Annotated in this window: 12 protein-coding genes; 8 read left to right on the top strand and 4 right to left on the bottom strand. The window is 59.3% G+C overall.

What is annotated here, in order from left to right; translation table 11 throughout:
* Positions 1-55: 55 nt before the first annotated feature.
* Entirely contained in the window at positions 56-496 is a 441-nt protein-coding gene (locus tag FFS60_RS17420; RefSeq protein ID WP_137822655.1) for a transposase, read from the bottom strand.
* A gap of 497 nt (positions 497-993) precedes the next feature.
* Here FFS60_RS17420 and FFS60_RS17415 point away from each other — a divergent pair, with 497 nt between their 5' ends.
* Positions 994-1,695: an RES family NAD+ phosphorylase gene (locus FFS60_RS17415; RefSeq protein WP_137822654.1), complete on the top strand. Its 702-nt coding sequence runs from the start codon at positions 994-996 to the stop codon at positions 1,693-1,695.
* A gap of 50 nt (positions 1,696-1,745) precedes the next feature.
* Here FFS60_RS17415 and FFS60_RS17410 read toward each other — a convergent pair whose 3' ends face one another.
* Both FFS60_RS17410 and FFS60_RS17405 read right to left on the bottom strand, forming a co-directional pair.
* Positions 1,746-2,390 carry a helix-turn-helix domain-containing protein gene (locus tag FFS60_RS17410; protein WP_137822653.1) on the bottom strand — a complete coding sequence of 215 codons (645 nt, stop codon included), beginning with the start codon at positions 2,388-2,390 and terminating at the stop codon, positions 1,746-1,748.
* Between the two features lie 515 nt (positions 2,391-2,905).
* On the bottom strand, positions 2,906-3,436 hold the full coding sequence (locus FFS60_RS17405) for an outer membrane protein assembly factor BamE (protein ID WP_028629992.1): 531 nt from the start codon (positions 3,434-3,436) through the stop codon (positions 2,906-2,908).
* A gap of 99 nt (positions 3,437-3,535) precedes the next feature.
* Here FFS60_RS17405 and fur point away from each other — a divergent pair, with 99 nt between their 5' ends.
* Positions 3,536-3,940: a ferric iron uptake transcriptional regulator gene (gene fur, locus FFS60_RS17400; protein WP_028629993.1), complete on the top strand. Its 405-nt coding sequence runs from the start codon at positions 3,536-3,538 to the stop codon at positions 3,938-3,940.
* Between the two features lie 52 nt (positions 3,941-3,992).
* Here the strand turns inward: fur and recN are convergent, their stop codons facing one another.
* Positions 3,993-5,666, bottom strand: a complete 1,674-nt coding sequence (gene recN, locus FFS60_RS17395; protein ID WP_137822652.1) for a DNA repair protein RecN — start codon at positions 5,664-5,666, stop codon at positions 3,993-3,995.
* A 156-nt stretch (positions 5,667-5,822) separates the two neighbouring features.
* On the opposite strand from recN, the gene grpE reads away from it, so the two are divergent.
* The 6 genes from grpE (at position 5,823) to leuE (ending at position 12,544) form a co-directional block, all read left to right on the top strand.
* Positions 5,823-6,392, top strand: a complete 570-nt coding sequence (grpE, locus tag FFS60_RS17390; protein WP_028629995.1) for a nucleotide exchange factor GrpE — start codon at positions 5,823-5,825, stop codon at positions 6,390-6,392.
* A 102-nt stretch (positions 6,393-6,494) separates the two neighbouring features.
* The gene (gene dnaK / locus FFS60_RS17385; RefSeq protein ID WP_028629996.1) at positions 6,495-8,408 is read left to right on the top strand and encodes a molecular chaperone DnaK; all 1,914 of its coding nucleotides are present in this window, start codon (positions 6,495-6,497) and stop codon (positions 8,406-8,408) included.
* Between the two features lie 124 nt (positions 8,409-8,532).
* On the top strand, positions 8,533-9,660 hold the full coding sequence (gene dnaJ, locus FFS60_RS17380; protein ID WP_137822651.1) for a molecular chaperone DnaJ: 1,128 nt from the start codon (positions 8,533-8,535) through the stop codon (positions 9,658-9,660).
* An 83-nt stretch (positions 9,661-9,743) separates the two neighbouring features.
* Positions 9,744-10,547 carry a 4-hydroxy-tetrahydrodipicolinate reductase gene (gene dapB / locus FFS60_RS17375; RefSeq protein WP_028629998.1) on the top strand — a complete coding sequence of 268 codons (804 nt, stop codon included), beginning with the start codon at positions 9,744-9,746 and terminating at the stop codon, positions 10,545-10,547.
* A 183-nt stretch (positions 10,548-10,730) separates the two neighbouring features.
* Complete coding sequence (gene carA / locus FFS60_RS17370; RefSeq protein ID WP_028629999.1) at positions 10,731-11,867, top strand: glutamine-hydrolyzing carbamoyl-phosphate synthase small subunit; 1,137 nt, start codon at positions 10,731-10,733, stop codon at positions 11,865-11,867.
* A gap of 26 nt (positions 11,868-11,893) precedes the next feature.
* Complete coding sequence (gene leuE, locus FFS60_RS17365; RefSeq protein WP_028630000.1) at positions 11,894-12,544, top strand: leucine efflux protein LeuE; 651 nt, start codon at positions 11,894-11,896, stop codon at positions 12,542-12,544.
* The last annotated feature ends 19 nt before the right edge of the window (positions 12,545-12,563 follow it).

The raw sequence follows: 12,563 nt of genomic DNA, 5'->3' as shown, positions 1-12,563 counted from the left end.
TCGGATATATCCCGCCCGCGGAGGCTGAGGCAAACTTCCACCAGCAACAAGCAGGTCAGGCCATGGCGGCCTGACTTAAACGAAACGGCCTCCACAGAACCCGGGGCGATTCATCACGGATTTTATGCATCAGCAGATAGGCCGTGCGGTACTGCACCCCCAGGTAGCGTCTGAGCGCAAGCGCCGAAAGCCCTTTCTGGTTAATGGCGAAGTAAAACAGGGCCTTGAGCAGAACGCGGTACTTGAGTTTATGCCCGTGGAAAGCGGTTCCGCTGGTCAACGAGAACGTGCTGAAGCAATGCTTGCAGCTCCATTGCAGTCGCGTGCAACGGAAATAATGCTTGTCGCGAACGCCGCAGTCCGGACATACCTGATGATCTTCTGATTGCCAGCGCATTCCTGACAGGAAGGCATGCGCCTGCGCCTCCGAGAGACCATCTAGGTCGCTCATCGAGGTCGTCAGAGCCTCCTTTTTGAGCCAGAAATATGCTGCCATTGCGCCAACACTGTATGGATAGACAGTGTTAAGTCTACTGCCAAAAGGTGATTGCGCAAGCCAAAAGAAAGAGCTGTGGGGGCTATTTCATAAGGCACCTTATCTGATTTGTGCCAGTTATAACTGGTGCTCTCTCCCTCCACACCTTCCCGCATGCTTTCTCCACTCGGGAAGTTCCATGACACTCGCCCAAGCTATCACCAGGGGCATTGCGAGGCCATCGCGAAAAGGCTTGTGCCATATGAGCCAGGGGCTCGGCCAGCGTCTCCAGCATCTGACGGCCTTGAAGTATCTGGTGCCGGAGTCCCCTGAAATCGGCAATCCCGGTTAGACGTAAAAGTCCTGGCAGAGGACATCAAACGGATGAAGGCCAGGTGATAGAATTCTCGCGCGCTCGACGGGTGTCGGCGCCGCTGGTTTACCAGCGTTCTTTAATCGTAAGAAACCTTTCAATGGTGAACTTATGACAAAACCTATCTTTTACGGAGTTATTGTGAATGAGTACAGACGACGACGATATTGAAAAATTCGGACAACTAATTCAAAGGCTAAATTCTGAAGAGAAGTTGAACCGGAAGGTTATTCCGAGCAGTTCAATTGCATTTAGAGTTCAGGGTGCCGGGCATGAAAATGCAGAGCATTACGGTATTCCCAAGAAGCCTAAAGAATTGGGAAGGTATAATGATCCCAAAGAAGAAATTGGGGTCTGGTATGGGGCTGAACATCCGACTGGAGCGCTGGCCGAAACTTTCGGAAGGCTAAGGCCTAAAGAAGCGAAAGGGCTTGGTATTGTATTGAATGCCACAGATCTTGAGTCTAGAGATATGTGCGTAGTTGAAACGATGCGAGAGCTAAACCTGCTGGATCTAAAGCCCTGTCTATCCAAATTGGGACGGACAGTGGACGAAGTGACCGGCCCTGACTACACGCTCACGCAAGAAATTGTGGCGGCGGTAGCGCGGCTGCCAGGCAGGCCTTTCGACGGTATCGCTTACGAGTCGCGCCATCACCCGGACGGCCATAGCTGCTATGCACTGTGGATTGCTCCAGGTGAAACCTCAACGGTGAAAACCGTAAGGATGACAAAGCTTACAGAGTTCGAATATAGAGGCGAACTCCCTGAAGGCTTTGAAGGCGACAGCATTGACGCTGAGGAGATCCTGACAGAAATCCTTGGCTATAAGGTGCTTGGTTCCTAAGCCCTGTTCCAACTACTCAGACAGCGCCCCATCTTTGGGTGCGCTGTTTTCTAGCTAGGCGTCGAGCTCATGAAAAGAGCAGCTTCGCGCTTGATAGCGCTCAATTGTTGTTCGGTAGCGCCGTTTCTCAGAAGAACGTATGGAAGTTCGGTCTCCCCGCCCGTCAAGGCAATAGAGTTCAGAAAGAATGTACATTGAGCTTCAGCACTGACATTTTTCAAAAGCCCCAAAATCTCTTCGAGATGAGGCAGTTTATCGTTCCCGACAAACTGAAATGCTGGGTATAGGTAGTCATTGCCTTCCTGTATCGCGATCAGAGTGCCCTTCTTTATATGGTTATTGATCGTCTGCCTGGTTACACCGAGCACGTTGGCCGCGTTCTGACTCTTCAATACGCCTCCAAACTCTGTAAGTTTCTCAAAAAAATCAATCTTTGCAGCTACGCGCCGAGCTTGTTTTCGAGTTTCCCGAGTGCTCAAAGCTCCTGCTACTGATCCGCTGACTGCAAGCTTTTGAAGAAGCTCTGCATCCGTGAGAGACCCCAAGTTCTCACTGGTTTTTTCCTCAGACCATTGCTGGAAAACATTGGTAAGCAGTTTCATTAGGCGCACGGGGAGCCCCGCTGCATCCTGAGTTTTCTCGATAACAGCCGCCAGGGTATCGATGGTGGCCTGAATTGGTTTGTGTGAGTCCATGAGGTGCCTCAGCGCTTCTTGATTGACGATTTAATTTAACCACGTAATCGCATAATCGTCAAATGCCGCTTCAGATTGAAGCGATGAACGGAGCTATGAGTGCACAGCCAAAGGCCTTCCAGGAGGGGGCTGCGTCGACCAATGGATTTCTTGACCCATGCTCCATCCATTGAGTTCGCCACATGCATCAGCTTTCAAGGGCCGGCAATCCCCAAGAAGGCTTATGAACTCATGTCTAAATCTGTAAAGCCGTGATGAGTCTGCAATGACTACAATTCCAGTCATTAGGCTGAAAAATACCTACTAATGACTTGAAAGACAGACATTGCAGTGATGTCTGCATTAAGCTGCGCGAGCGAGTGGCATTCAATGCGGCCAAGCTGATTTGAATAGCACTGATTCAGTGCTGGCCGCGCCAATAACCCATTGAATCAAAAGCAGTTGTGCGCCTGGTGCATAATAGCGCCGTCCATGAAAAAGCCCGGGACCAGCCCGGGCTTTTTTGTTGCCGCAGGTTATTGCGGCGAGGTTTCCAGCGGTTCCGGAATCGGGACCGGTACAGGTTCTGCGCTATCCACTTCTTTCTGGATCTTCTCCAGCAGGGAGCCAGGTGCTGCCGGCTCTTCGGCCTTGGGCTGCGCTTGCTGCTCAGGTTTGGCCGGGGCGGTCGTGGTAGAGCTTTCGCCGCCGAGAATTGCTTCATCACGGCTCACGCCGGGCATGAAGTCGCCGGCCAGGCCGATCAATTGGTCGTTATTGTCGAACGCCAGACTGACGCGTTCCTGGAAGCGTTGGCCGCCACCCGGCTGGATGCTGTAGAGGTAATCCCAGCGTTTGGCGTGGAACGTGTCGGTGATCAGCGGGTTGCCCATGATAAACCTCACTTGACGCCGGGTCATTCCGGGCTTCAACTGGTCTATCATGTCCTGCGTAACGACGTTGCCCTGCTGGATGTCGATTTTGTAGACCCCGGGGAACGAGCAACCGGCGAGTGCGAGCAAGCCTGCGAAGGAGAGGCTGGTCAGCAGGAGCTTGGTGTTTTGCATCGGTGGGAGACTTCCACTATCTTGGACGGGCATCAAAAGTCCCGATCATACCTGCATTAAGGGAAGCTGCGAAAGCTGCATTCCTCGAGAAAGCTGACCATGGTTGAAAACAACGAACTGCGTAAAGCCGGCCTGAAGGTGACCTTGCCTCGGGTCAAGATCCTCCAGATGCTCGACTCCACCGAGCAGCGCCACATGAGCGCGGAGGATGTTTACAAGGCCCTGATGGAAGCTGGCGAAGACGTCGGCTTGGCCACTGTCTACCGGGTTCTGACCCAGTTCGAGGCGGCGGGCCTGGTAGTGCGCCATAACTTCGACGGCGGTCATGCGGTGTTCGAGCTGGCTGACAGCGGCCACCACGACCACATGGTGTGCGTCGATAGCGGCGAAGTGATCGAGTTCTTCGATCCGGAGATCGAGAAGCGCCAGAAGGAGATCGTCAAGGAGCGTGGCTTCGAGTTGGTCGACCACAATCTGGTGCTCTACGTGCGCAAGAAGAAGTAAGCACTTCGCGCACAAAAAGGCGACCTCTGGGTCGCCTTTTTCGTTTCTGGGATCAGCCCTGGGCGCTGGTCACCATCTTCCTCGCGTGGGCCAGGGACTCCTCGGTGAGGTCGACGCCACCCAGCATGCGGGCGATCTCTTCGATGCGCGGTGCTTCTTGCAGCTTGGCCACCGCTGTGCGGGTTTCCTGGGTGCCGCGTTCCTTGTGTACGAAGAGGTGGTGATGACCCTGGGCGGCGACCTGCGGCAGGTGGGTAACGGTGAGTACCTGGCCGCGCTCACCTAGCCGGCGCAGCAGTTGGCCCACCACTTCGGCTGTCGGGCCGCCGATGCCCACGTCCACTTCGTCGAAGACCAGGGTCGGCACGCGGGAAGTCTGCGCAGTGATTACCTGGATGGCCAGGCTGATGCGGGACAGCTCGCCGCCCGAGGCGACCTTGGCCAGTGCCTTCAGTGGCTGGCCGGGGTTGGCGCTGACCAGGAACTCAACCTGCTCCAGACCATATTGTTGAGGTTCATCGACCTGGCTGGAATGCAGCTGGATGTTGAAGCGTCCGCCGGGCATGCCCAGGCGTTGCATTTCGGTTTCCACTGCGCCTGCCAGGCGGCCGGCCGCCTCGCCGCGCAGCCTGCTCAGTTCCGCGGCTTTCTCTTGGTAGTGACGTGCATAGGCGGCCAGTTCCTCGGCCAGGCGCTCAGCGGCTTCGTCGTCGGCATTGAGGGCTTCCAGCTCGTCCAGCAGCTTCTGTTGCAGCTCGGCCAGCTCGCTTGGCTGTACCCGGTGCTTGCGCGCCAGGGTGTAGATGGTGTCGAGACGCTCTTCCAGTGCCTGCTGGCGCTCGGGGTCGGCGTCGAAGTGGTCTAGGAAGCGGTTCAGCTCGCCCATGGCTTCCTCGACCTGGATCTGCGCGCTGGACAGCAGATTGACCGCTTCGGCCAGGGCGCCCGGCTGAGAATGGAAGGCAGTGAGGCGGTTGAGGCTGGCGGTCAGTGCACTGAGCACGTTGCCGGCATCACTCTCGCTGCACATGTCAGTGACCTGTCGGCAGGCAGCCAGCAGGCTTTCGGCGTTGGTCAGGTTCTTATGCTCCTGTTCCAGCTGTTCCAGCTCGCTCTCGCCCAGGGCAAGGTTTTCCAGTTCGTCCAGTTGATAGCTGAGCAGTTGGTGGCGGGCACGCTGCTCGTCGCCAGCGCGGGACAGGCGTTCCAGCTCCTGGCGGGTTTGCCGCCAGCGCTGGGCCGCTAGCTGCACCTGGCGAGCCAGGTCGCTCGCGCTGGCGAACTCGTCAAGCAGGCGACGATGGGTGTCGGCTTTGAGCAGGGACTGGTGTTCGTGCTGGCCATGGATATCGATCAGGAGCTCGCCGAGACTTTTCAAGTCGCCGAGCGGGCAAGGGGTGCCGTTGATATACGCGCGTGAACGACCCTCGGCTGTGATCACGCGGCGCAAGATGCAGGGGCCGTCCTGCTCGAGGTCGCGTTCATCCAGCCAGTCGCGGGCTTCGGCAATGTTGCTGACATCGAAGCTGGCGAGGATGTCAGCCTTGTCGGCACCGGGGCGCACCACGCCGCTGTCGGCGCGATCACCCAGGGTCAGGCCCAGTGCATCGAGCATGATCGACTTGCCGGCACCGGTTTCGCCGGTGATCACGGACATGCCGCCCTCGAGCTCCAGGTCCAGGTGCTCGACGATGGCGTAGTTATGGATCGACAGATGTACCAGCATGGTGCGACTCCCGCGCTGAGGTGGCTGTGTATTTATACAGTGTTTGTTTTCTGGCTGACAATTGCCTCTCCCCCTTGAACCGACAAATTGCGGCCCCATATAGGCGGACATATCAGCGGGTCTTTACCCGCAGCTGTCTTGTATGAGGAGGAAGGCATGGCCGACGAACAGACCCTGGATAACCAGACCCCCGAAGCGAATCCCGCTGCCGAAACCGCATCCGGTGACGATCTCGCCACCCGCGTACAGGTGCTGGAAGAGCAACTGGCCGCGGCCCAGGATCAGTCGCTGCGTGTTGCCGCCGAGCTGCAGAACATCCGCCGCCGCGCTGAGCAGGATGTGGAGAAGGCGCACAAGTTCGCCCTGGAAAAATTCGCCAACGACCTGCTGCCGGTCGTCGACAGCCTTGAGCGTGGCCTGGAATTGACCAGTGCCTCTGATGACGCGATCAAGCCGGTGCGCGAGGGCATGGAACTGACCCTGAAGCTGTTCCACGACACGCTAAAGCGTTACCAGTTGGAAGCCGTTGATCCGCATGGTGCGCCCTTCAATCCTGAGCATCACCAGGCCATGGCCATGGAAGAAAGCACCCATGTCGAGCCGGGCAGCGTGCTGAAGGTGTTCCAGAAGGGTTACCTGCTCAACGGCCGTCTGCTGCGTCCCGCCATGGTGGTGGTCAGCAAGGCGCCGAGTGCGACGCCGCCTTCGATTGACGAGCAGGCTTGAAATCCGGGCTCGGGCCCCCATCTGTTACATCAAGCGTTTATGTGCTGCCGCAGTCCGTGAAGAACGAGGCTGCGGAGAATCCAAAGTTTCGGGAGAGAGAATATGGGCAAAATCATTGGTATCGACCTGGGGACCACCAACTCTTGCGTGGCCATCCTGGAGAACGGCAGTGTCAAGGTGATCGAGAACGCCGAGGGTGCTCGCACCACGCCGTCCATCATCGCCTACACCAACGACGGCGAAACCTTGGTTGGTCAGTCCGCCAAGCGTCAAGCGGTTACCAACCCGCAGAACACCCTGTACGCAGTGAAGCGTCTGATCGGTCGCCGCTTCGACGAAGACGTCGTGCAGAAAGACATCAAGATGGTTCCCTACAAGATCGCCAAGGCCGATAACGGTGACGCCTGGGTTGAGGTGAAGGGCCAGAAGATGGCGCCGCCGCAGATTTCCGCGGAAGTGCTCAAGAAGATGAAGAAGACTGCCGAAGACTACCTCGGCGAGCCGGTGACCGAAGCGGTGATCACCGTTCCGGCCTACTTCAACGACAGCCAGCGCCAGGCCACCAAAGACGCCGGTCGCATCGCCGGTCTGGACGTCAAGCGCATCATCAACGAGCCGACTGCAGCAGCGCTGGCTTACGGCATGGATAAGGCCAAGGGCGACCATACCGTGATCGTCTATGACCTGGGCGGCGGCACCTTCGACGTATCGGTGATCGAGATTGCCGAAGTCGATGGCGAGCACCAGTTCGAAGTGCTGGCCACCAACGGTGACACCTTCCTCGGTGGTGAAGACTTCGATCTGCGCCTGATCGACTACCTCGTAGACGAGTTCAAGAAAGAGTCCGGCATGGACCTCAAGGGCGACCCCCTGGCCATGCAGCGCCTGAAGGAAGCCGCCGAGAAGGCCAAGATCGAGCTGTCTTCCGCTCAGCAGACCGACGTCAACCTGCCGTACATCACTGCAGACCAGACCGGTCCGAAACACCTGAACGTGAAGATTTCCCGCGCCAAGCTGGAAGCCCTGGTCGAAGACTTGGTCGCCCGTACCATCGAGCCTTGCCGCATCGCCCTGAAGGACGCCGGCCTGGACGTATCCGACATCCAGGAAGTGATTCTGGTCGGTGGCCAGACCCGTATGCCGCTGGTGCAGAAGCAAGTTGCTGACTTCTTCGGCAAGGAGCCGCGCAAGGACGTGAACCCGGACGAAGCCGTTGCCATTGGTGCTGCCATCCAGGGCGCCGTACTGGCCGGTGACGTGAAGGACGTACTGCTGCTCGACGTATCCCCGCTGACCCTGGGTATCGAAACCCTGGGTGGCGTTATGACCGCGCTGATCGAGAAGAACACCACCATTCCGACCAAGAAGTCGCAGGTGTTCTCTACTGCTGACGACAACCAGTCCGCCGTGACCATTCATGTGCTGCAGGGTGAGCGCAAGCAGGCTGGTCAGAACAAGTCCCTGGGCAAGTTCGACCTGGCCGAGATCCCGCCGGCTCCGCGTGGCGTACCGCAGATCGAAGTGACCTTCGACATCGACGCCAACGGCATCCTGCACGTGTCCGCCAAGGACAAGGCGACCGGCAAGCAGCAGTCCATTGTGATCAAGGCCAACTCCGGCCTGTCCGAGGAAGAAATCCAGCAGATGGTGCGTGATGCCGAGGCTAATGCCGAGGAAGACCGCAAGTTCGAAGAGCTGGCTGCTGCTCGCAACCAGGGCGATGCGCTGGTCCATGCCACTCGCAAGATGATCACCGAGGCTGGCGATAAGGCCACTGCCGAGGAGAAGGCTGCCATCGAGAAAGCGCTGGGCGAGCTGGAAGTAGCTGTGAAGGGCGATGACAAGGCTGAGATCGAAGCCAAGATGAATGCCCTGTCCCAGGCTTCCACCCCGCTGGCGCAGAAGATGTACGCCGAGCAGCCCCAGGCGGGCGAACAGCCGCAAGCCTCTACTGCGGACAAGGCTGGCGACGATGCCGTCGACGCCGAGTTCGAAGAGGTCAAGGAAAACAAGTAAGTGTCACGCTTGCTTCCGCTCCAGCGTGCGGGGCTAGTCGCCCCGCACGCCTGATCCGCCACGCGGGAGCTTGCTCCCGCGTTGGCGCGTCTGGGGCTGGTGAATTTGAGAGTGCAGGAAACCTATGGCTAAACGTGACTTTTACGAGATCCTCGGTGTCGAGCGTGGCGCCAGCGAAGCCGACCTGAAGAAGGCCTATCGCCGTCTCGCCATGAAATACCACCCGGACCGCAACCCGGGCGACAAGGCTGCGGAAGAGCAGTTCAAGGAGGCCAACGAGGCCTACGAGATCCTCTCTGATGCCAGCAAGCGTGCTGCGTACGACCAGTACGGCCACGCCGGCGTCGACCCGCAGATGGGGGCGGGCGCTGGTGCCGGTTTCGGCGGTGCCAGCTTCTCCGACATCTTCGGCGACGTGTTCAGCGATTTCTTCGGTGGTCAGCGTGGCGGTCAGCGTGGTGGTCCGCAGCGTGGCAGCGACCTGCGCTACACCCTGGAGCTGGACCTGGAAGAAGCGGTGCGCGGGACTACCGTGACCATTCGTGTGCCGACCCTGGTCAACTGCAAGACCTGTGAAGGCTCGGGTGCCAAGAAGGGCACCAGTCCTGTCACCTGCACCACCTGTGGCGGTATAGGCCAGGTGCGCATGCAGCAAGGCTTCTTCTCGGTCCAGCAGACCTGCCCGCGCTGCCACGGCAGTGGCAAGATGATCAGCGACCCCTGTGGCAGCTGCCATGGCCAGGGGCGCGTGGAAGAGCACAAGACCCTGTCGGTGAAGGTGCCGGCTGGTGTCGATACCGGCGACCGCATCCGCCTCTCTGGCGAAGGCGAGGCCGGTGCGCTGGGTGGTCCGGCCGGCGACCTTTATGTGGTGGTCAACGTGCGCGAGCACCCGATCTTCCAGCGCGACGGCAAGCACCTCTACTGTGAGGTGCCGATCAGCTTCGCAGACGCGGCCCTGGGCGGCGAGCTGGAAGTGCCGACCCTCGATGGTCGGGTCAAGCTGAAGATTCCGGAAGCGACCCAGACCGGCAAGTTGTTCCGTCTGCGTGGCAAGGGTGTCGCCCCGGTGCGTGGCGGCGGTGCCGGCGACCTGATGTGCCGGGTTGTGGTGGAAACGCCGGTCAACCTGGACAAGCGCCAGCGCGAGTTGCTCGATGAGTTTCGCAAGACGCTGCAGAACGACGGCTCCCATTCGCCCAAGGCCAGCAGCTGGTTCGAGGGCATGAAGCGCTTTTTCGGCGATCTTTAAACGACGAGCTGGAAGGGGCGGCGAAGTGTTTCAGGCTTTCCGTGCCGCCTTCCAGCTCCAGGCTTACAGCTTGGAGCTTTTATATGCGACGTATTGCTGTGATGGGCGCCGCCGGGCGCATGGGCAAGAACCTGATCGAGGCAGTGCAGCAGGCGCAGGGCGCTGGTCTGACCGCCGCCATCGATCGTCCGGATAGCACTCTGGTCGGCGCCGATGCCGGTGAGTTGGCCGCGCTGGGTCGAATTGGCGTCCCTCTGTCGGGCGATCTGGCCAAGGTTGTCGATGAGTTCGATGTGCTGATCGATTTCACTCACCCATCCGTGACCCTCAAGAACCTGGAAGTCTGCCGTCAGGCGGGCAAGGCCATGGTGATCGGCACGACCGGTTTTTCCGCTGAGGAAAAGGCCTTGCTGGCGACTGCCGCCAAGGAAATCCCGATCGTCTTCGCCGCCAACTTCAGTGTCGGCGTGAATCTTTGCCTCAAGCTGCTGGATACCACTGCTCGCGTGCTGGGTGATGAGGTGGATATCGAGATCATCGAGGCTCATCACCGTCACAAGGTCGACGCGCCGTCCGGTACCGCGCTGCGCATGGGTGAAGTGGTGGCTGATGCACTCGGCCGCGACCTGTCCAAGGTGGCCGTCTACGGTCGCGAAGGCCAGACCGGCGCCCGCGCTCGCGAGACCATCGGCTTTGCCACCGTGCGTGCTGGCGACGTGGTGGGTGATCACACTGTGCTGTTCGCTGCGGACGGCGAGCGCGTTGAGATTACCCACAAGGCCTCCAGTCGTATGACCTTCGCTCGTGGCGCCGTGCGTGCGGCGCTGTGGCTGGAAGGGCAGGAAGCGAGCCTGTACGACATGCAGGACGTGCTGGGATTGCGCTGAGTCGATATTCAGGATGTCTTTTGGGTGGACCGAAATGACGCATTCCTGTAAACTGCAGCTTTAGTGTGTCCACTAAAAGTTACGCAGAAATGGCTCAGATAAAAAAGCGGGGTGACGGTATCAACGTCATCCCGCTTTTTTACAACCTGCGTTTGCTTCAGCCTTGATCTACGGGAGGTCTTCTTGACTAAGCCAGCCATACTCGCGCTTGCCGACGGCAGCATTTTTCGCGGCGACGCCATTGGGGCCGATGGCCATACCATCGGTGAGGTAGTGTTCAACACTGCCATGACCGGCTATCAGGAAATCCTTACCGATCCTTCCTATGCCCAGCAAATCGTTACCCTGACCTATCCGCACATCGGCAACACCGGCACCACGCCGGAAGACGCCGAAGCCAATCGCGTATGGGCCGCCGGCCTGATCATTCGCGACCTGCCGCTGCTGGCCAGCAATTGGCGTAACAAGCAGTCGCTGCCGGATTACCTGAAAGAGAACGGCACCGTTGCCATCGCCGGCATCGATACCCGCCGCCTGACCCGCATTCTGCGTGAAAAGGGCTCCCAGAATGGCTGCATCCTCGTCGGTGACGACGCCACTGAGGAGAAAGCACTGGAGCTGGCGCGCAGTTTCCCCGGCCTGAAAGGCATGGACCTTGCCAAGGTGGTGTCCTGCGAAGAACGTTACGAGTGGCGTTCCAGCGTATGGAACCTGGAAACCGACAGCCATCCGGAAATCGCTGCCAGCGAGCTGCCCTACCACGTGGTGGCCTATGACTTCGGCGTGAAGTTGAACATCCTGCGCATGTTGGTCGCTCGCGGCTGCCGCCTGACAGTAGTGCCGGCGCAGACTCCGGCAAGCGAAGTGCTGGCGCTGAATCCGGACGGCGTCTTCCTCTCCAACGGCCCTGGTGACCCCGAGCCGTGCGATTACGCCATCCAGGCCATCCGCGAATTCCTCGATACCGAGATCCCGGTCTTCGGCATTTGCCTTGGCCATCAGTTGCTGGCCCTGGCCTCCGGCGCCAAGACCGTGAAAATGGGCCATGGCCACCATGGTGCCAACCACCCGGTGCAGGACCTGGATTCCAGCGTGGTGATGATCACCAGCCAGAACCACGGTTTCGCTGTGGATGAGTCGACCTTGCCGGCCAACCTGCGTGCCACCCACAAGTCGTTGTTCGACGGTACCCTGCAGGGCATCGAGCGCACTGACAAGGTCGCCTTCAGCTTCCAGGGGCACCCGGAAGCCAGCCCTGGTCCGCACGACGTGGCGCCGCTGTTCGACCGCTTCATCGCGGCTATGGCCGAGCGTCGCTGAGACCGCTGAAGAGGCTTGCGAAGATGATGCCGACCTTGGGAATCACCGACCTTTGGACCTATGTCCTGGGCACGCTGTTCATCGTCCTGCTGCCGGGGCCGAACTCGCTGTTCGTGCTCGCCACCGCCGCCCAGCGCGGCGTGGGCGCCGGCTACCGGGCTGCCAGCGCGGTGTTCCTGGGCGATGCGATCCTGATGCTGCTGTCGGCATTGGGGATCGCCTCGCTGCTCAAGGCTGAGCCGATGTTGTTCCTCGGCCTGAAGTACGTTGGCGCGGCTTACCTGTTCTATCTGGGTGTCGGGATGCTGCGGGGTGGCTGGCAGAAGTTGCGCCAGCCGGTCGAACAAACCGCGCCAGTGAAGGACCTGGACGTCAATCAGCCGTTCCGTAAGGCGCTGCTGCTGAGTCTGTCCAACCCCAAGGCGATCCTCTTCTTCGTGTCCTTCTTCATCCAGTTCGTCGACCCGGGATACGCCTACCCCGGAGTGTCGTTCCTGGTACTGGGTGTGATCCTCGAAGTCATCAGCGCCCTTTACCTGAGTTTCCTGATTTTTTCCGGTGTGCGTCTGGCGGCCTGGTTCCGCCAGCGGCAACGGTTGGCTGCCGGCGCCTCGAGCGGCGTCGGCGCCCTGTTCGTCGGCTTTGGCGTGAAGCTGGCCACCGCAACCCTGTCCTGATTATTGCAACGAGAGTCCC

This window comes from Pseudomonas sp. D(2018) (genome assembly GCF_005502555.1).
GTDB lineage: Bacteria > Pseudomonadota > Gammaproteobacteria > Pseudomonadales > Pseudomonadaceae > Metapseudomonas > Metapseudomonas resinovorans.
The sequence above is the reverse complement of the archived record's forward strand: the minus strand, read 5'-3'. Positions and strand labels throughout refer to the sequence as shown.